At 45.5% G+C, this 19,388-nt stretch carries 20 protein-coding genes; 10 read left to right on the top strand and 10 right to left on the bottom strand.

All coding sequences use genetic code 11. The features are described 5' to 3' along the window. Together COPRO5265_RS02690 and COPRO5265_RS02695 are read left to right on the top strand one after the other, a co-directional pair. Positions 1-732 (top strand): phosphocholine cytidylyltransferase family protein, encoded by a 732-nt coding sequence (locus COPRO5265_RS02690; RefSeq protein ID WP_012544069.1) that lies wholly within the window; start codon positions 1-3, stop codon positions 730-732. Beyond that, positions 725-1,771, top strand: a complete 1,047-nt coding sequence (locus COPRO5265_RS02695) for an iron-containing alcohol dehydrogenase family protein (RefSeq protein WP_012544480.1) — start codon at positions 725-727, stop codon at positions 1,769-1,771. The genes COPRO5265_RS02690 and COPRO5265_RS02695 overlap by 8 nt, the downstream gene beginning before the upstream one ends. On the opposite strand, the gene COPRO5265_RS02700 is transcribed toward COPRO5265_RS02695, so the two are convergent. The 6 genes from COPRO5265_RS02700 to COPRO5265_RS02725 all read right to left on the bottom strand — a co-directional run bounded on the left by COPRO5265_RS02700 (position 1,697) and on the right by COPRO5265_RS02725 (position 7,494). Beyond that, entirely contained in the window at positions 1,697-2,482 is a 786-nt protein-coding gene (locus COPRO5265_RS02700) for a lytic transglycosylase domain-containing protein (protein ID WP_012543589.1), read from the bottom strand. The two genes, COPRO5265_RS02695 and COPRO5265_RS02700, sit on opposite strands and share 75 nt — an antisense overlap. Next, the gene (locus COPRO5265_RS02705) at positions 2,449-3,984 is read right to left on the bottom strand and encodes a bifunctional metallophosphatase/5'-nucleotidase (protein WP_234397841.1); all 1,536 of its coding nucleotides are present in this window, start codon (positions 3,982-3,984) and stop codon (positions 2,449-2,451) included. Before COPRO5265_RS02705 ends, COPRO5265_RS02700 begins: the two co-directional genes overlap by 34 nt. Positions 3,985-3,995: 11 nt before the next feature. Next, complete coding sequence (locus tag COPRO5265_RS02710) at positions 3,996-4,802, bottom strand: DegV family protein (RefSeq protein ID WP_012544241.1); 807 nt, start codon at positions 4,800-4,802, stop codon at positions 3,996-3,998. A gap of 53 nt (positions 4,803-4,855) precedes the next feature. Beyond that, positions 4,856-5,680, bottom strand: coding sequence for a DegV family protein (locus COPRO5265_RS02715; RefSeq protein ID WP_012543793.1), 825 nt, complete (start codon positions 5,678-5,680; stop codon positions 4,856-4,858). A gap of 34 nt (positions 5,681-5,714) precedes the next feature. Then, complete coding sequence (gene asnS, locus COPRO5265_RS02720) at positions 5,715-7,001, bottom strand: asparagine--tRNA ligase (protein WP_012544112.1); 1,287 nt, start codon at positions 6,999-7,001, stop codon at positions 5,715-5,717. 64 nt (positions 7,002-7,065) lie between these two features. Then, the gene (locus tag COPRO5265_RS02725) at positions 7,066-7,494 is read right to left on the bottom strand and encodes a type III secretion system chaperone family protein (RefSeq protein WP_012544764.1); all 429 of its coding nucleotides are present in this window, start codon (positions 7,492-7,494) and stop codon (positions 7,066-7,068) included. A gap of 112 nt (positions 7,495-7,606) precedes the next feature. On the opposite strand from COPRO5265_RS02725, the gene yfcE reads away from it, so the two are divergent. Beyond that, on the top strand, positions 7,607-8,158 hold the full coding sequence (yfcE, locus tag COPRO5265_RS02730; protein ID WP_012543904.1) for a phosphodiesterase: 552 nt from the start codon (positions 7,607-7,609) through the stop codon (positions 8,156-8,158). On the opposite strand, the gene COPRO5265_RS02735 is transcribed toward yfcE, so the two are convergent. Next, positions 8,151-9,203: an asparaginase gene (locus tag COPRO5265_RS02735; RefSeq protein WP_012544576.1), complete on the bottom strand. Its 1,053-nt coding sequence runs from the start codon at positions 9,201-9,203 to the stop codon at positions 8,151-8,153. The genes yfcE and COPRO5265_RS02735 overlap by 8 nt on opposite strands. A 192-nt stretch (positions 9,204-9,395) precedes the next feature. Between COPRO5265_RS02735 and COPRO5265_RS02740 the strand changes: the two genes are divergently transcribed. Beyond that, positions 9,396-10,172, top strand: coding sequence for a radical SAM protein (locus tag COPRO5265_RS02740; RefSeq protein ID WP_234397818.1), 777 nt, complete (start codon positions 9,396-9,398; stop codon positions 10,170-10,172). A 23-nt stretch (positions 10,173-10,195) separates the two neighbouring features. On the opposite strand, the gene COPRO5265_RS02745 is transcribed toward COPRO5265_RS02740, so the two are convergent. Next, positions 10,196-10,711 carry a type II secretion system protein gene (locus COPRO5265_RS02745; RefSeq protein WP_012544474.1) on the bottom strand — a complete coding sequence of 172 codons (516 nt, stop codon included), beginning with the start codon at positions 10,709-10,711 and terminating at the stop codon, positions 10,196-10,198. A 398-nt stretch (positions 10,712-11,109) separates the two neighbouring features. Here COPRO5265_RS02745 and infC point away from each other — a divergent pair, with 398 nt between their 5' ends. The 6 genes from infC to COPRO5265_RS02775 are packed head-to-tail and all read left to right on the top strand — an operon-like array spanning position 11,110 to position 17,959. Then, positions 11,110-11,661 (top strand): translation initiation factor IF-3, encoded by a 552-nt coding sequence (infC, locus tag COPRO5265_RS02750; protein ID WP_012544089.1) that lies wholly within the window; start codon positions 11,110-11,112, stop codon positions 11,659-11,661. Next, the gene (rpmI, locus tag COPRO5265_RS02755) at positions 11,618-11,812 is read left to right on the top strand and encodes a 50S ribosomal protein L35 (protein WP_041735625.1); all 195 of its coding nucleotides are present in this window, start codon (positions 11,618-11,620) and stop codon (positions 11,810-11,812) included. Before infC ends, rpmI begins: the two co-directional genes overlap by 44 nt. Positions 11,813-11,826: 14 nt before the next feature. Beyond that, complete coding sequence (gene rplT / locus COPRO5265_RS02760) at positions 11,827-12,180, top strand: 50S ribosomal protein L20 (RefSeq protein WP_012543582.1); 354 nt, start codon at positions 11,827-11,829, stop codon at positions 12,178-12,180. Next, positions 12,180-13,199: a phenylalanine--tRNA ligase subunit alpha gene (pheS, locus tag COPRO5265_RS02765; RefSeq protein WP_012543792.1), complete on the top strand. Its 1,020-nt coding sequence runs from the start codon at positions 12,180-12,182 to the stop codon at positions 13,197-13,199. The genes rplT and pheS overlap by 1 nt, the downstream gene beginning before the upstream one ends. Before the next feature lie 21 nt (positions 13,200-13,220). Continuing rightward, the gene (gene pheT / locus COPRO5265_RS02770; protein ID WP_012544284.1) at positions 13,221-15,614 is read left to right on the top strand and encodes a phenylalanine--tRNA ligase subunit beta; all 2,394 of its coding nucleotides are present in this window, start codon (positions 13,221-13,223) and stop codon (positions 15,612-15,614) included. Next, positions 15,611-17,959: an endonuclease MutS2 gene (locus COPRO5265_RS02775; RefSeq protein WP_012543971.1), complete on the top strand. Its 2,349-nt coding sequence runs from the start codon at positions 15,611-15,613 to the stop codon at positions 17,957-17,959. Before pheT ends, COPRO5265_RS02775 begins: the two co-directional genes overlap by 4 nt. Before the next feature lie 30 nt (positions 17,960-17,989). Here COPRO5265_RS02775 and panD read toward each other — a convergent pair whose 3' ends face one another. Together panD and panC are read right to left on the bottom strand one after the other, a co-directional pair. After that, positions 17,990-18,352 carry an aspartate 1-decarboxylase gene (gene panD, locus COPRO5265_RS02780; RefSeq protein WP_012544392.1) on the bottom strand — a complete coding sequence of 121 codons (363 nt, stop codon included), beginning with the start codon at positions 18,350-18,352 and terminating at the stop codon, positions 17,990-17,992. 7 nt (positions 18,353-18,359) lie between these two features. Continuing rightward, the gene (gene panC / locus COPRO5265_RS02785) at positions 18,360-19,223 is read right to left on the bottom strand and encodes a pantoate--beta-alanine ligase (protein ID WP_012544839.1); all 864 of its coding nucleotides are present in this window, start codon (positions 19,221-19,223) and stop codon (positions 18,360-18,362) included. Positions 19,224-19,388 lie beyond the last annotated feature (165 nt).

Raw genomic sequence — 19,388 nt, forward strand, 5'->3', positions numbered from 1 at the left:
TTGAAATTCGTCATATTAGCTGCTGGAGAAGGAAAACGTTTAAAACCGCTAACCAGCGATAGGCCTAAAGCCATGGTTGAAGTTTTGGGCAAACCGTTGGTGCAGTGGCAATTGGAAGCACTTAGTAATTTGGGAGTGCCGCGCGATGAGGTGGTAGTCATCGGCGGGTTTGGCTATGACAAATTAAAGGAATTTCTCACAGGCAAGGTTCAGGTGCTTTATAACCCTTACTGGAGCGCGGCAAATAACGTGCTCACTGTTTACTACGCACTGGAGCAACTGAATGACGATATTGCCATCATAAACTCCGACGTCATAGCTGAGGAGGCTGTCTATGCTTTGTTCCATCCTGACAATGAACCTTACGCAGTGGTGGATGGGGGAGTAGATGCTGCTGAAGAAGAGATGAAGGTTAAGCTGGAAAATGGTAAGATAGTACTTTTTTCCAAGCGAATAGACCCTTCTGAGTCTGTTGGTGAATACATTGGTCTTTCTTATATCCCTAGGCGGCTTAGGGGCAAAATGCTATCCATCATTGAAGGTATGTGGAACCGTGGAGAGTTGGATAGATGGTACGAAGACGCTTTTAACATTCTCTGCGAGACTGTGCCGATGACTCCCGTATTCTGTACGGGTATGCTATGGACGGAGATCGACACCCACGAAGATCTGGAAAGAGCGAAGCAAATAGCAGCTCAGTTACAGAAGGAGAAGGTGGAGGGGGATGTTTAGTAAGGCTGTCAGCTTGCCCATTTTTTGGATGATTGGTGAAAACATCATGGGAGACATTAAAGATGTTCTTTCTCAGTACAACATGGTGTTTCACCGCCCCTTGGTAGTTACAGGCAGCGGAGTCACCTCTGAGTTGGGGGAGAACTACTTTTCCTCCTATAAACGTGTTTCCATAAACAGTAACCACATTTCCGATGTGGAGAAGGTTAAAGCACAGGCACGTTCAGTGGGGTCTGATTTACTGATCGGTTTTGGTGGCGGGAAAGTTATCGATGTGGCAAAAATGGCAGCTACGGAGCTTAATTTGCCATTTCTGTCAGTGCCCACGGCTACCAGCAACGACGCTGTGGCTTCACCTGTCGCTGTTATAAACTTTGGTGACTACGTAAAATCCATGGGAGCCATGGCGCCAATAGGAGTAGTGGCTGACCTGAACATACTGCGGAATCAACCACGAAAGCAGTTTTTAGCAGGTGTGGGAGACTTGTTTTCCAACATATCTGCATTGGCTGACTGGCAGCTAGCAGCTGATCGTGGGTTTGAAAGAGTGGACCCCGTGGCTGCATACTTGAGCCGCAACGCTGTGGAGAATCTTTTCCGAGCCATAGAGAATGGTTCTGATCTGTATGCGACGTTGGTAGAAGGATTGGTCGTGTCCGGTGTGGCTATGGTTTTAGCGGGCAACAGTCGTCCCAGTAGTGGTGCTGAACATCTCATATCTCATGCCTTAGATCGTTTCCCCATACACGATTTGCATGGCCTTCAGGTAGGGGTGGCAGCGTTTTTCACTTTGCGTCTTCATGGCATGGATCATCTCCGTTACAAGAAACTGCTAAGTCAAATTGGGTTCCCTTGCAGTTGGCAGGAGCTCAATGTGGATAGGGAAACTTTTATGAAAGCTGTGCAACTTGCGCCTCAAACACGCAGCGGAAGGTATACCATACTTAGTGAAGTTACCCCTGAACTACTGCAGGAAGCGTACGACGAAGTTTATGGAGTAAGTGTTAGCGGGGACGGGGAATTCTCTATTCAGGATTAAGTAGTTCTCGTAAAGTTTTCCTAGAATAGCCACGGCATATTGTTGGGTAGAAGTGCCAGTTTTGTCGTAAAGCTCCTTTCCTTGTTCCTTTATTTTTGCCACTCCGCCATCACCCGCGAAGTAGGCTACTAACCCCCAGTAAACATTATCGTTCCATCGTTGTATGCGCTTTGAGAGGTAGAACGTACCGGCTTTGATGTTGTCGCAAATACTTGTGGGATCGTCGGACAAACCCAGTTGTGGCTTGAGTTCGTTATAAAGAGCTGGCATGATTTGCATAAGTCCCACTGCACCTTGTATACTCTGGACCTTGGGGTTGAAGCCGCTTTCTTGTTCAATAACCGCGGTTATTAAAAGTGGATCTACGTGGTACAGGTAAGAGTACTGAATAATACAAGCACTTATTGTTTCTCTGTCCTTATCACTTAGGTTCTTGTTCATGGCAACCTTAAAGGTGGATTTATCAATGCGGGTCTTGATAAGTTTATCTATTTCTTCCACTCTTAGTACAGGGAATGCATAGTTCGGGAAATTGTCCAGGTTCGTGGGCTTCAGAGTTCTCGATATCACCGGTGACAAGAAACTTACCATTATTGAATGGTCCATGACGTTCCAGTTTCTTTGAATCGTGTATTCCACATAAAAGCTTCCTATCAAAATGAGCGCCATTATTACACTTAGCACAATGTGAAAGAATTTGCCACGAACCACCAGTTTCTCTCCTTTCTCGGAGTTATTGTCCCTTTTTCACTTAAGTACTTCTCGAAATAATCACGAAGTAATTGTGGTGAGTAAAACTCAATGGGCTGGTTCTTTAGCATGGTAAATCCACCGGCTCCAGACGCTCTGTAGCTAGTCAGACTTACCCAGTAGTTTTGTCTAGAGTGCAGTTCGCTACCCATGTATTTTGCCTTTTTCACCTTATTTCCCCAGGGTTCCGTCAGATCGTAAATGACTTCTAAGCCACCTATGGTTTCAAAATTATAAGTTTTGACGAAAGGATGCCGTATTGGCCTTATTGATCCCGAAGGAGTCGCGGAAACCAAATAATAGTAGCGAGCATTCCATTCCAATGCTTTTTTAAGTGTGTGTCCTGTAATCTTTAATACCACAGGTTCATTGTCAAAAGGATACAGGCTGAACGCATCCCGTCGTGTTAGCCATCCTTTCTTAATGGTTATTGGTTCAAAGGGGCTAGGTGGGTGCATGGCAATTTCGTTTTCTGTGGCATAACGCAATACATCCAAGTACAGGTTTGAAACGGGCTCAGCAGCCAGTTTCCATGTGTCACTGACGAAATCTTCTGCAGCAATACCAATGACTTCGTTAATCCAATCGTTGGTTTTTCTGTGATCAGACCAGAACATATCAAGAATTTCTGGATCGTCTTCTATGCCGTAAAGATCAACATTTTGAACTCGTGTCACTTTTCCGTCAGCAATCTCGATGAGTGCCACTCCTTTACCGTAGGAAGGTGGCTGCACCAACACGGTGTTGTTCAGCTTGTAAGGTCCAAACGCTCTGTGAGTATGCCCGAACACGATAACATCAATATTTGGTACCTTTGTGGCCAGTGAGTAAACAAAGTTTTCTTTTGAGGATTCCGACACCCGGCGTCTTTTTAGGGGATCGTATTCAATGCCAGAATGAGCCAACACAACAATAACATCAACTTTTTGATCCTTTAGTTGTGAAACCAGGTTTTTAGCTACTTTTATGGGGTTTTCAAACTTTAGTCCTTTCCATTTCCAGGGTAGGTCGAAGTCCTCAATAGCAGGCGTTGTGAGTGCAATGACACCTACGCTCCAGTCACCGAAGCGGTACACCTTAAATGGTAACCATTTGGTTTGGCCAGTGAGCTGCTCTTGTATGTTTGCACTGAGCAATGGGAATTTTGCTTGTTTTTCTATTTCCGTTAAGTATCGAAGTCCGTAGTTGAACTCATGGTTCCCAATGCACATCCCGTTAAGTCCCATCTCGTTGTAGGCTTCAACTACTGGGTTTACCTTATTACCAAAAAAACGATGTGCATAGAAGGTTAGTGGAGACCCCTGAAAAGCGTCGCCATTATCAAAAAACAACGTGGGTGCTTCCTGGCGTTGTTTCTTTAAAAACGTACTAACTTTACTTAACCCGCCTGGGAATGGCTTAGCATGAACGTAGTCAAAGGGCAAGATTTGGCCGTGGAGGTCGGTAGCCACGACCATTCTCACGCTAGGCAAAGTCAGAGATTACCTCCTTCAACAAATGCAAAGCCGTAAGCATTGTTTCCGGCAAATGCACCCACAATGGGACTTACTTGCACCAGGTAGGCGCCTTTTTCTTGCGCGTACTGGACAATGTCACCAGACAAGTCCGTGTAAGCCATGGCGATAGGGTATCTCGGTTCCACCAGATTCATTATCTTATCAACATTTTTCTTAAATATGGTGAAAGGTGAGCCACGCTCGTTCTTTAGTGGTTTTATTTCCCCACCTTTTATTCGTATGAAGGGCACAGTTTTTAAGAGGCCACCAACCCAACCAGCAAAAGCAGGTAATCTACCTAATCTTACTAGGTTTTTAAGCGTGGCAATGACCGCGACCAAGGAAATCTTTTCTCTTATCTGCATCAGTTCTTCATACGTTTCTTCAATGGTTTTTCCTTGCTCCCTTAGCTGTACGGCAATGTGAGCAAGCAGTCCGCTTGCTATGGAGGCATTCAAAGTGTCCAGCACTTTCACATTCTTAGTGGTTTCTCTTGCTGCGGCCAGAGCTGACTGCATAGTTCCGCTCAGACTGGATGCAACTGTAAGCACCAATATGTCTTGCTCTGGAATACTTTGGAATACCTTCTTGAAGTCTTCAGGACTGGGCTGACTCGTAGTAAACGTATCAATGACTGAAGACATGATTGAGTAGAACTTGTCGCGGGTAATCTCAACGCGATCTTTTAAGAACTTCTCTCCGACGCGCAAATACAAAGGAATAACCGTAAAGCTTGGGTAATCCTGTAAATGGTCAATAGCCGAATCAATCACAATGTGGAACATTTCTCACTCGCACCTGCCTTTCGCCGATTAAGTCTTTTTGGGCCTGTTTTGCTTTACTCTTTCTGCTCTCTTTCTTTTTCCACATATGCGACTGCAAAGGTGTTGTTGCCAGTATACGCACCTACTATGGGATTTCCCCTTGCCAGCAATGCGTTGTGCTCCTTCACAAGCTGTTCAATTTCTGGTACGTAATCTGTGTACCCAACAATAAACGGATAGGAGCGATCGGCATTTCCTTCAGCCTCTTCTACCAACTTCTGCAAAATGTTAAAAGGCTTACCTCGTTCGTTCCTCATGGGTACAATGTATCCCTCTTTAAGCTCCACAACGGGTTTTACTCGTAGTATTTCCCCTACAAGTCCTGTAAAGCGCGATATTCTGCCTGTTCTCATAAGATTCTTTAAAGTGGCAATTACTGCCCAGAAGCGTGTTCGCTCCCGCAGCTCATATAGTTTGTTTACAACATCTTCAAGGGGTAGACCTTGATTTCTCATATTCAAGGCCATCAGAGCCAAGACGCCTGCCCCCATGGATAGATTCCATGTATCAAATACTACGACATTCTTCTTGTCGCTTTCTTGAGCAGCTGACAGGGCTGAGTTGTACGTTCCGCTTATTTTGGAACTTATGGTCATTACTAGAACATCTTCGTGCTTGGAGCTATTAATGGCTGCTAGAAAATCTTCCATGTTAGGCTGGCTTGTTGATATGCGATCGTACTCGTTGGGCAGGATTCTGAAGAACTCATCTCTGCTAATGTCTACAACGTCTTTATAATACTGAGTGTCAATCTTTACGTAAAGTGGTACCAAGGAGAAGTCATCAAATGTCGACCCCTCGGGCAAATCGATTGCTGAATCGATTATGACATGAAACATGATTTCTCGTTCTTCCTCCTTTTTATTGTTGATGTCATGGTGTTAGCTTGTGTAACATTCTAGGGAATGGTATGGTTTCTCTGATGTGTTCCAGCTTGCAGATCCATGCTACAGTCCTTTCCAAACCAATACCAAAACCCGAGTGAGGTACGGAACCGTATCTTCTCAGATCCAAGTACCACTGATAGTATTCTTCGTTCAGACCGAACTCTCTTATTTTCTGCAGTAGCAAATCGTAATCATGAATACGCTGGCTCCCTCCAATGATTTCTCCGTAACCTTCGGGTGCCAATAGGTCGGCAGCCAATACAACCTCAGGGTTTTCCGGGTCGGGCTGCATGTAGAAAGCTTTTATTTTTGCAGGGAAGTGCGTTAGGAAAACGGGTTTTTCATATTGGTTGGACAGGAACGTTTCTTCGGGTGCTCCTAAGTCATCTCCCCATGTAATATCGAATCCGTTTTTATTTAGTAGGTCCACAGCTTCAGTGTACGTTATTCTCGGGAATGGCGGTTCAACCTTCATCAGTGGTTCCAACGGACGTTCCAGGATGGCCAAATCGTCTTCGTTTTCCTCCAGCACTCTTTTTACAATGTAGCTGACGAACTGTTCTTGGAGCTGAAGGTTATCTTCATATTCAAACCACGCTGCCTCAGGTTCTATCATCCAAAACTCCAGCAAGTGCCGGCGTGTTTTACTCTTCTCAGCTCTGAAGGTGGGCCCAAAGGTGTAAACCTTTCCTAATGCCAAGGCGCCTGCTTCGGCATAAAGCTGTCCACTTTGACTCAAATATGCTTTATCCCCGTGGTAGTCTACTTCAAATAGTGTAGTGGTTCCTTCAGCTGCGGCTGTGGTAATGATGGGGGTGTCGAATCTGTAGAAACCATTTTCATTTAAGAAATCAATCATGGCGTTTTCAATGGTGTGCCTGATGCGTAAAATGGCACTCTGTTTTCTGCTTCTTATCCACAAATGCCTGTTTTCTTCCAAGAACTCAATACCATGCTCTTTTCGTCCCAAAGGCCAGTCTTTGGTTATGTGAAACGCTTCAAAGTGATCTGCATGGATTTCATATCCACCAGGTGCACGAGGCTCACTTTTTGCTACACCTTTTACCACAATGGAGCTCTCCAGAGAAGCCTCTTTAGCTTGCTCCCACTGATCGGGTTTAAGTCGCTCTTGCTCTAACACTACCTGCATAAAACCTGAGCCATCTCTCATGACGATAAAAATGATCTTTCCCTTTTCACGCTTCGTGTGGATCCAACCTCTTAGCTCTACTTGTTCTCCCTCGTGCTTCCCAATGTCACGTATGCTAACCATCTTTTCCACGTCTGTCACACGCTCCCTTTCGCTTATATTATGTGCGCTATGTGCTATGCCTTAGCTACATTATTTGGTTTTTGGGATTCTTTGGTATCTCGAATCCAATTGGCTTTGCCTTTATGGCTCGTATTTGTGGTATGAAATCAAAAGCGGCGCTGACCACAATCTGCATAGAAACCTGAAATTCTTCGAAGCTCATGTTCACAGTGGGGAAGTCGCACACAAGACGAACCATGCCATCGTCAGCCATGGCGAATTTTGCCATGGCAATACGGTAATTCATCTCAAATAACTGATTTAACAGTTCCGAAGACACTTTTTCTTCTGCCATGAGTGGAACTTCGAAGCGTAAAAAATCTCGACTTAGTGTCAGCACCAAATTAATCTCCACATTATCTTGATGGAAGGGAATGTCCCATTGGAAGCCGTTGAATTGAAATTGAAGATTTAGAATACGAAGGTACTCGTTTATTATGCCTGGCGTTACCAAACCGGCAGACCTCCTTTTTGAGCATTATTGTTGGCCTGTTACTGCTGTACCATTATTTTGTGATAATCTGAAAACTTTTCTATATTATAAGTCAGGAGGTGTCTAAAACCATATGAAAATACTAATTGCATCTGACCTGCATGGTAGCGTAGCAGCATTCCAAAAGGTTTTGGAAAATGAACCAGATTCTGAAATGGTGCTTCTCTTGGGGGATTACCTGTATCATGGACCCCGCAACCCGTTACCTGAAGGTTACAATCCAAGAGCCATGGCGGATCTAATAAATTCTTTGAGCAATGCTGTATTGGTTAAAGGCAACGTGGATGCACCCATCGACGAGGAACTTATTAAATGGCCCATGTCACCTTTGGTTCATTTAGTCTTTCACGATGGCGGCAATAATAGGAATGACATTCACATCTTAGCTCATCACGGTCACAACGCTGATCCAACAAAGCTTTACAAAACGCAAATGGTGGTTTCTGGACACACCCACATAAAAGTGCTGGAATATGACGCGAAAGAAGGCGTTTTCAGGCTTAACCCTGGTAGTCCATCACTGTCCAAAGACGGAACTCCATCCTATGCCGTCATCCTCAGCGATTTTAGAGCACAGCTCAAATCATTGGACGGTCAAGTCATAAAGGAGATTCAGATTAGCTAAGCACTTTCCAGCCTGGATCAACTTTCAGCTTTATGACTGGTTTTATAATGCCAACGACTTCTTGCCTATGGTTTTTCACAGGAGGCTGGTATTGATTTTTTAAAGCTTCGCCGTGAATATCTTCATCAGTTACCAAACCCAGTTGCCTAAGGACCTCCAATGTGATGGCTCCCAGTGCTCTACTACTACCATCTACCACTTTTACTGCAATACCCAGGCCACGATTTAGCACGGACACCAGTTGAACAGCTTCAGCACCGCCCTTACTTAGGAATGCGCCTTGGAAGAAGAGCATAAATTCAGTGTCAAAGCGACCTTTCCCTGCGACCAAATGAGGGTACCTTGTCATGGCCATTGCTACTTTTGATGCTGGTTCCTTATATTCCTCGGGCAGAATTTCAGGAGTTCCCAGTTTTGCGAAAGCCAATGCAGCGTTGTAAAGAGGCACTCCAAAAACAGGTACGCCGCAGCCGTCAATACCTATCTCCACTTTCTCTGGAGGCATCTCAAAGAACTCTGACACTATTTTAAGTATCCTTTGCTGCACTGGGTGATCCAGGAGAAAGTAAGTCTGCAGTGGCCACTTGTGGTACACGCACTGTGCAAGCATGCCTGTATGTTTCCCTGAACAATTATGAAAAGCTGGGGTCAGCTCGATGTTGTTCAGCTTTATGAATTCGGCGGTACTCTTGTCAAAAGGTTCGTGAACGCCACACTGCAAATATGACTCGTCCAAGCCAATTTTCTTTAGCGCTGATCTTACAAGTTCCACATGTTCCAGCGTACCAGAATGTGAAGCGCACATCACAGCTATTTCTTCCATGGTGAAACCGTACTGGATGTCCAATTTATCCATGAGCATAGGGATGGCTTGTAGCGGTTTTGAAGCTGATCTAAGGAAAGTTACGCGCTGAGGTGAGCCAGCTGAGGCAATCAATCTTCCTTTGTAGTCCACTACCACTGCATCTGCGTAATGCACACTTTCTGTTAGCTCGTTTCTTAAAACTAGCGCACCCAATGTGGGCGGATTTGCATAGTCTTCCACGGTTTGCCTCCTTGGTATGTTACGTTAAGTGTCGTTTAAATTTTAGCACTTTGAGTCAAGTTAGTAGATTACAGGTCAATGATGAGATATCAGCCGCAAAGCACAGTAATTGTTAGATAATAACAGCTTACAAGACATTGTTGACGAAAATGGCATTTGATACAGAATTAGAGCGTTCTATACTAATTTATTGTGAATAATACGCAGAATGTTCAGAGGAGGACAAAAAAGACATTGGAAAACCGTCTGAGTTTGGGGGAACAGAAACAATCTCTGATTTACGGTCCTGTGAGTAGTAGGCGTTTTGGTACCACAATTGGAATTAGTCTCATACCGTTGAAGGTTTGTTCTTTTGATTGCGTTTTTTGTGAACTTTCCGTTCACACCAACGTGTTAACGCTGGAACGCCACACGTACGTCAGTGTAAACGAAGTACTCAAGGAACTGAGAAATTTCCCAACTCAGGGAGTGGATTACATTGCGCTCTCAGGAGCTGGCGAACCCACATTAGCAGCGAACATGGGCGAAGTCATTGATGCTCTTCACCAAAAGTACTCAGTGCCAGTCTTGGTTCTGAGTAACGGAAGCACGGTATTCATGAAGGATGTTCAAGAAGAATTAAGAAAAGCTGATGCTGTTAAGCTCACGTTCTCCTCACTAAAGGAAGAATCCTTCAAGCGTTTGAATCAGCCTGCAGAAGGGGTAACGGCCTCAAAAGTAGCGCGAGGTATTGAAGAATTTGCCTCTTCTTACGCAGGCACGTTGTATTTCGAGGTGGTTGTGGTTAAAGGTATAAACGATGATCTGTCTGAGGTAAGAAAAACAGTTGAGTTCTTAGCTCAGTTTAAGCCTTACCACATCGATATAAACAGACCTGCAAGGCCGGGAACGGCGCGTTATCTTGAGCTACCTGATAAAGAGCTTTATATGCCTTTGGAGCGCGAATTCCCAGCCGTCAGGGTGTTCTAAAGTTAAAACGTGTCGTTGACTGTTTAGCGGAGCTTAACTAAAACAGGGTCAACGGTGCTGGTGGCGCAGACTGCATAGTCATAACCTAACAGTGTTAGGCTGTCAACAGGGAGCGCTTCTATGCTCGCAGTCGTTGCCATGGCCTCTGCCGCCTTATTTGCTGATTTATCCACTGGCCAGCAAATGTAAAAAATACTTCCTGCCGGAGTTTCTTCGCTACTGTAGGCAAAGAAATTCTCCAGCTTCTTTTCTTTGTCCCACGGCCAAGGAGTGGATCTTTCGTAGTAAGCTTTTAACATGTCGGTACCTGTCTGAGATTCATCTAATACCACATTCCCCGTTGGGTACAACTGATGATCTATGCGGTACAGTTCTAAATACTGAAGCACTTTGGGTGATGAGGAGAGTAGCGTACTCACATTCGCTCGCTGGCGCGCCAGTGCGTAGGACGGATACAGTGTTGCTGTAAGCAACGCAATTACTGCTAGTACTACCATGATTTCCATGAGTGTGAAGCCTTTTCTTGCCCTTAACTTCAAACTAACAGCCTCCCTTTTTTTGAGAAAAACGTGTTTTTGTCTCTGAAAGGTTCGGTCCGCATTCAAAACTCAGCCTTGCCATGCAGACCAATAAAGACAAAACTCTTTCATTGTACAGCATTCGGGTTACACAACTTTATGGTTGGTTGTGAACTCGCGCAAGCATGTACTTAAGTAAGACTCACATGGTATAATTGATTGCAGTAGAACGTGTGTTCTATGGAAAAGTGGAAGTAGGCGCCACGCCTCACCTGTCGGCAAATTGATGCGCTTGGCAGGTTATCAGTGTGAGCAGAGTGGCTCGCACGACATGTGGCAGTGGGTGCGCATACTTTCACCCACTTTTTTAATTGAGGAGGTAGAAGAACATAAGCACTTCGAAGGATTTAGGGTACAGGGTGAATGAACAGATTCGAGCACCAAAGGTCAGAGTGGTTGACGAAAATGGAAAGCAATTGGGTGTTTTCATCACCGCAGAAGCCATAAGAATGGCACGTAGCAGAGGTTATGATTTGGTGGAAGTAGCTCCTACTGCAGATCCGCCCGTTTGTCGATTTATCGACTACGATAAGTTCCGCTATGAAATGGCGAAGAAGGCCAAGGAGGCAAAGAGAAACCAGACCATCATCGAAGTGAAAGAGATTCGTCTCAGATTGGGTACCGATGTTCACGATATGGAAACGAAGATGAAAAAGATCAGGGAATTCTTGGAAGAAGGTAACAAAGTTAAGGTAACCCTGCGTCCTAGAGGCCGTGAGAGGGCTCTTGAAGAACAAATTCGTCAGAAACTATTGTCCATTGCAGAAAAGCTGTCAGATGTGGGACAAGTAGAGCAAGACGTGCGAGCAGAGGGCAGAAATTTCTATTTCATGATAGCGCCTAAGAAGAAGAAGGAGGCAACCAAAGATGGGAAAACCGAAGAACAGCAGGACAGCAGCCAAGAGGTTTAAAGTTACTGGTTCTGGCAAGTTCATGTACCGTTCTGCCATGAACCACTTGAGAAGGCATAAAAGTGCTTCAAGGTTGAGAAGGCTAAAAGCACCAAAAGTCATTGATGAAACCTATTTGGGCCACGTTCAAGATTTGTTGCCCAGGCCATAGGAGGTGTTCTGAGAATGCGTGTTAAGACTAGTGTTGCTAAAAGGGCAAGGCATAAAAAGGTATTAAAAGAAGCGAAAGGTTATTTTGGCGCTTCTCATCGTGTTTATAGGAAAGCGCATGAAGCAGTTCTGAAGGCTGGTGAAGATGCTTTTGCCGGGCGTAAGCAGCGGAAAAGAGATATGCGTAGTCTATGGATTACCAGGATTAACGCTGCAGCCAGGAACCACGGCATGAACTATTCTAACTTCATGCACGGCTTAAAAGTTGCCGGCATACAAATTGATAGAAAGATGCTGGCGGAATTGGCTGTCACCGACCCAGAGGGCTTTAGTGCTCTGGTAGAGAAGGCCAAGGAGGCCGTCGGATAATGATGAAGGAGGTTGAAGAGGTCGAGCAAGTAGCACGTGATTTCGAATCCGACCTTCAAGAGCTTCCTCCTGATCAGCTGAAGATCAAGTATTTGTCTCGTAAAGGTTTAGTTTCAAAGCTTTTGGAGAAAATCCCGACGCTACCACCTGAGCAGCGTCGGGATTTTGGTAAGTACGTCAATGATTTAAAAAGACACATAGAAGAGCAAATTAAGCAGAAGGAAGAGCAGCTGCTTTCCATTGGAAGTAAGCATCTTGCTCAAGAGCCTTTGTTCCTTAACGATCTGACTTTGGAAGGCAAGCGTCCTCCTTTGGGAAACGTGCACGTACTTTTTAAAGCCCGTGATGAGCTACTAAGCATTTTCAAATTCATGGGATTTAGTTTTTTTGACGGGCCTGAGCTGGAAACAGATTTTTATAACTTCGAAGCATTAAACTTTCCTCCTTACCACCCCGCCAGGGATATGCAGGACACTTTGGTAGTGGGGGACAGGGTACTCAGAACGCACTCTTCAGCCATGCAGGTCAGAGCCATGGAAGCCTGGGGTGTCCCCATAAAGGTCATTCTTCCCGGTAGGGTTTACCGCCGTGAGGAAGTATCAGCCAGAAAATATCCTGTGTTTTACCAGTTTGACTGCTTGGCTGTGGGTGAAAACATTGGGGTGGGCCACCTCAAATGGACTTTGGAAACTTTCCTCAGTGCTTACTTTGAGAAGAATGTCACAGTTAGATTTAGACCCAGTTATTTCCCCTTCGTGGAACCCGGCAATGAAGTTGACGTGAAGTGTGTTTTTTGCGATGGTCAAGGTTGCAGTGTGTGTGGGGGAACAGGCTGGTTAGAAATACTTGGGGCCGGTTTGGTGCACCCAAGGGTTTTGGAATATGCAGGGGTGGATCCCAATCGTTACAGTGGTTTTGCCTTCGGTGTGGGTGTTGACCGCATGGCCATGCTCAAATACGGTATCAACGACATACGTCTTCTTTATGAGGGCGACGTTAGTTTCCTCAGGTCGCTTTAAGGTGCTAAGGTGTGATGTGCGATGAAATTCAGTTTTAACCAACTTAAAAAGTTTTGGCAGGAAAAGGACCAAGTTACCTGGCAGCAGGTAAAAAGTTATCTGGAAAAACACTTGGAAGTTGAAGTTGAGGAAGAAGTACCCATTGACATACCCGATTCATGGTGGCTAAAAGAGGTAGCTCCAGCTAATGAAAAAAACTCCAGAGCGGAGGTGCATCTGGAAAACGGCTCTGTGATTCCGGTGTACTTACCCGAGGAAGTTTCTCATAGTAACAGTAGCGGTACCAGCATTTGTGTGCTTGTGGATACCAAGAGTGGCACGCTGCTTTCCAGGGGCGATTTGGGGCCGTTGCAAGAGCTGCTTGGTTTTGCAACGGTAAGTAGTAATGGCAGCGAAGCAGGTTCTCCTAAGGAAGCAGGGACCTCTGCCGGCCGCGATGATTTGTCAGATTTGGTTCTTCTAAGAAATGCCCCTGAAGGGCCTCTTAAAGAGGTGCTTGAGCTTCCGGATATGCTTATAAAGCTTAGTGTGCTACCAAACCGCGGTGACCTGAGTCACTTATTTGGTTTGGCTCGAGAGATTGCCTGCGGTATGGGGCTTACACTGGTGGTGCCTACCTTCCAGCATAAGCTGGAAAAACGAAACGGGTTGGTGTCCATTCAAACTGATGGCTGCTTAGTTTATGTGGGCATGCTACTGGAGAACTTGAGAGTTGAGGAAAGTCCGTGGTGGCTTAAGCTGGAGTTGATGCGTTTTGGGCAGCGCTGCATAAACAACGTAGTAGATCTAACGAATTACTTCCTTTTCAACTACGGTCAACCCATGCACGCTTTCGATTTTGATACCCTTACTGACCATCGCATTGTTGTGCGTCAGGCAAAACCGGGGGAGAAACTGGTGCTGCTAAACAATGAAGAGGTCACATTGGATGAAGACTGCATGGTAATAGCGGACGCAGTGAAACCAGTGGGTGTTGCTGGCGTCATGGGCGGCCGAGATGCTTCTGTAAGCTCTCAAACAAAGCGCGTACTTTTGGAGGTAGCAGCATTCGCTCCTTCTTCCGTTGCTATGAGCTCTCGAAAGCTTGGCGTAAGAACTGATGCCAGCATGCTTTACGAGCGTGGCGTGGCACCTTTTGGCCAGGTGGATATGGCGCTTTTGTTCGCCGATTTTGTAGAGCAAATGGGTTGCGCTCAGGCGACTGCTTTGTGGTTTGCTGGGGAAGAAAGACGTTACAGATTGGTTGACTACAACCCACAGCGAATCGTAAAACTTTCTTCTGTGAAAGATCAGGACCTGGTTGATATGATTTCCACCAAACAGTGGGAAGTTATCACAGAAGAAGGGAATAATGATGGTAAGAAGAAAATTAGAATTCCTGCTTATCGGTGGGACATAACCAGAACTGAGGACTTGGTGGATGAACTAGTAAAATTCGTGGGTTATGACCGTATCCCCTCATTGCCCTTGATGGATTATATTCCCTTTAGGGAAAAGGAATCCATTACAAAGGAAAACAAACTTCGAGAAGCAAGCTCGCTTTACTTTCAAGAGGTATTCATGGTTTCACTCATATCGGACAAGGATGTGCAGAACATTTCTGCACACATGGGCATAGATGCCAAGAATGTGCTGGCTGTGGACAACCCAGTAAGCCGTGAACTGGCTTATTTAAGACCTAACTTACTTATAAGCTTGATAAAGGCAGCTCTACTTAACCAAAATCGCTTCCACGACGATGTGCACTTGTTTGAAATTGGCTCAGTGTTCACAAGAGTATCCAAAGACGCCAATAGCACTGAGGTTGAGGAAAGACGTCACATAGCTTACTTGTCAAAAGGGCTTTACTGGGAGAATGCTTTGGATAAAGACCTGTGGAGCTACCGTGAGTTTAAAGGCGCTTTGGAGAACATCTTTGAACGCTGTAGTCTTACACTGGGGTGGGAGAATGCTTTTGTTTCGTGGGCTGAAAGCCAGTTCTCTGGTATCATAAAGTATGAAGGACGCGAAGTGGGGCAGGTGGGCATGCTCAAGCCGAGTTTATTGAAAGCATATGATTTGAAGGGTCCCGTATTTGCAGCTGAACTGGATCTAGATGTTTTGCCACTAGTCACGGGAAGAGAACCCGTATTTCCACTTAAGTTCCCCCAAAGCTGGAGAGATCTGTCGGTGGTCATGCCCGTGGAAGTGCCCGTTTCAGAACTTGCCAAACTCTTTGAAGGTGAACCACTAGTAAAAGATTGGAAAGTTGTGGATTTGTACCGCGGTGAAAAGTTATCGCCTAGTGAAAAGAGTGTTACCGTGCGTGTGTGGTTAGGCGCTGAAGACCACACGGTCAGTAGCGAGGAAGTAGATCAAGTCGTGGAGCGCGTTTTAGGGCGCTTAACGGAGGCGGGATGGCATTTAAGGACATGAAAGACGATTTGGAGAGCCTGGAATACGGCAAAATACTGGCTCAAATAAAATCTCATGCCTCTTCTGAGTATGGCCAGCGTTATCTAGAAACGCACTTGCCTTCGTCAGATATCCAGCAGGTGGAGAAGTGGCTGAAGGAAACAGAAGAGGCTTGGGAACTTGTTAGAAAGAACGTCGATCCGTTCACTTTCTTTGTTTCCGATGTGGATGCCGTGGTGGATCTACTGAACAAACAGGGTTACGTACCCGTTGAGGATTTTTTGAATTTCGTAAAAGCAGCTGACGTTTTGGTGCAGCTTAGAAGAAAGCTCTCTGCAGAAACAGGCGTGTTGGGCAGTTTAGCTAAACGCATTGTTCCATTAGATGCTTGGCTAAACGACGTGCGCAGCAAGGTTGACGAAAGCGGGTATGTAAAAGATGATGCCAGCCGTAAGCTTTCCGATATCAGACGTGACCAGAAAAGGCTTTCCAATGAAATTCAAGATAAGTTGCAAAGGGAAATGGACCGCTACCAGCGGTTCATCTCCGACAGGTTGGTGGTAAAAAGAGGAAATCGCTACGCCATTCCTGTAAAGAGTTCCAATGTACCGCAAGTGAAAGGCATCGTTTTGGACTGGTCTGGCTCGGGTCAGACCGCCTATGTGGAGCCTTTCTCAGTGGTGGACATGAACAACCGCTTGGAAGAGCTGCGATTCATGGAGGAACAGGAGATCTACCGCATCTTTCAGGAACTTTGCAGCCAGCTTTATCCCATTGCAGAGGAAATACGTATTTCACTCAGAATTCTAGGGGAAATTGATGCAGCTTACGCCAAGGCAAAATGGGGATCTTCCATGCGCGGTACGTTGCCCAAGATATCACAAAATGGGCTTATCAATATAAAAGGTGCCAGGCATCCTCTCATCCCACAGGATCGTGTAGTGCCTGTGGACATTGTGGTCCCCGAAGGTCGAATCGGTGTCATACTCAGTGGACCTAACACGGGTGGGAAAACGGTAACCTTAAAAACCATTGGGCTCTTTGCCGCTCTGCTAAAGATTGGTGCGCCAGTGCCAGCTGTGGATGCACAACTGCCTCTTTACAACCGCATATTAATGGACATTGGCGATCAGCAGAGTATTGAAAGCAGCTTGTCCACCTTTGCTTCTCACATTGCCAGACTAAAAGTCATCGTGGAGGAAGCTGATTCAGGTGATTTGGTGCTCATCGATGAGCTGGGTTCTGGTACAGACCCCGATGAAGGTGCAGCCATTGCTGAAGCTGTTGTGGATTTTCTGGTGCGTCGCAATGTCCAGTTTTTCATAGCTACTCATTTGTGGCGTCTAAAGACCTTAGCAGCTGACCGGAAAGAAATCATCAACGCTTCAGTGGACTTCGACACCGAGAAGCTAAAACCTCTTTACAAGCTAAACATGGGTGTGCCGGGAAGGTCTTATGCCTTGGAGATTGCGCAGAAGTGGGGCATGCCTGAACTTTTCATAAGTACGGCGCGTTCAAAGCTTTCTGAAGATCATGAGCGGGTTGAGAAGCTCATCGAGCAACTTCAAGAACGTGTGAAAAGCTACGAAGACCTTCAGCGCGAAGCTGCCAGACTTCGTGACGAGCTGCGCGAGAAGAATAACCAACTTGACAAGGCTTTAAGCCAACTAGATGCCAAGAGGACAAAAATACTGGATGAAACCAGAGCAAAAGCAAAGAGAATATTGGAAGAGGCTGATGAAGAAAGCAAGCGTTTGCTAAAGGAACTTAGCCAGCAGAGTAAAGCCAATCAAAGGGCTTATCAAATACGCGAGCAAATAAAGAACATGCTTGAAGAAGTCGTAAAAGAGGACGACGAAATGATGGAAAAACAACGCGGTGGACCTGAGCCTATTCCGGTTCAGATCAGAGAAGGGGATACCGTTTATGTGACTAAGTTCAAACAACTTGGTCTGGTTTTAAAGCTTTCAGAAGACACAGCTGAAGTACAAATAGGACCATTAAGAGCTACGGTGGCAAAAACTGAGCTGAGCAAGGTTGATGCTTCAGCCATGGAGCATCGTCGTGGCGTGAGCAGTGTCATAAAAGGTGGCAGCGGAGTGGAGATCAACGTTACTCAGGATGTCCCCATGAAACTGGAGGTACACGGATTAAGTGTGGACGATGCTTTGGAAAAGGTGGACAAGTACTTGGACCAAGCTTACGCAGCTGGTCTGCCTTATGTATATATCATCCATGGTCGTGGTACGGGTGCTTTGCTCAGAGCCATTCATGAGTACTTAAGTACTCATCCCCATGTAAGCCGATTCCGCTTCGCCGAACCCAGCGAAGGCGGAACCAGCGTTACCATGGTTTACTTTAGTTAAGACTGCATCTGCTATTTATGTTTATTATTATTACGCCTTCAGTTTCTTAACTTCTTTTATGTTGTTCTCTTCATCCATGATGAGCACCGTAGTATCGACTTCTTCATCGGGTTCTTTCATGGCAAATGCCATCACAATAACGCGATCGCCTACCACAGCAGATCTTGCTGCTGCACCGTTAAGACCTACTTCGCGTGAATTAGCGGGAGCCGGTATGATGTAAGTTTCAAAGCGCTCACCATTTGTTACGTTAGCCACTAATACTTTTTCATATGGCCTCAAGTTGGCTTGTTTTATGAGTTCTTCATCCAAACTCAAGCTGCCTTCGTAATCCACGTTGCACACAGTAACGCGGGCATTGTGAATCTTGCTTTTTAATACCGTTATAAGCATGCTCTTATCACCGAACCTCTATTACTAAATTATCAATAAGTCTAACCTTGCCCAAAAACACTGCCGTGGCAATGATGATCTTCTGCGGAGGTTCTATTTTGGGCAACAGCTCCAACGTGTCATAATCCACTAGCTGGAAGTACTGTACCTTAAATCCTTGCTGAGAAAGAAACCTTGTACAAGTGCCTATTACTTCAGCAGTGCTTATGACCCCTTTTTCCAAAATGAGATCTTTTGCCATTAGTAGCGATTTGTAAATGGAAGCTGCTTTTTCTCTTTCTTCAGCGCTAAGGTAAGTGTTTCTTGAGGACAAGGCAAGCCCTGAGGGTTCCCGCACTGTGGGTACAGGAACTATTTCAATGTTCATGTTTAGATCATTCACCATTTCCTCAATAATACGTAACTGCTGTATGTCCTTCATTCCAAAATAAGCCCTGTTCGGACTAACAATGTTGAAAAGCTTTGTGACCACGGTTACCACACCACGGAAATGACCTGGACGGAAGCGGCCGCACAGGTTCTCATCCAAGTGCTTAACGTCCACAAAAACATCCACCTGATTGCCTTTTTTGGGATACATCTCTTCCACCGTGGGCACAAACAGAAAATCCACTCCGTGTTCACTACAAAGCTGTGCGTCCCGATCCATGTCCCTGGGGTAAACTAGGTAATCTTCGTTGGGCCCAAACTGAAGGGGATTAACAAAATCGCTGACTACCACCACATCGTTTTCTTTTCGAGCGGTGTCGATAAGTGCTAAATGGCCCTCGTGCAAGTACCCCATGGTCGGTACAAGCCCCACTGACTTACCTTGTCTTTTCATTTCTGCAACTTTCTCTCTCATGGTCTTAATGTCACGTACGATCTCCATGGCTTGCTAATGCCTCCTATGTAAAACTGACTAAAGCATTTTTTGTTGCTGCCACAATAAGTATGCACCCACAGATGGTGTTTTCTTTGCGAGCTTCACATTCTTCCCTGCATGGAGTTGTGGCAACCCAGCACCGTGCAGGTAGCATATTCTCATTGTATACAC

This window comes from Coprothermobacter proteolyticus DSM 5265 (assembly GCF_000020945.1).
Taxonomy (GTDB): Bacteria; Coprothermobacterota; Coprothermobacteria; order Coprothermobacterales; family Coprothermobacteraceae; genus Coprothermobacter; species Coprothermobacter proteolyticus.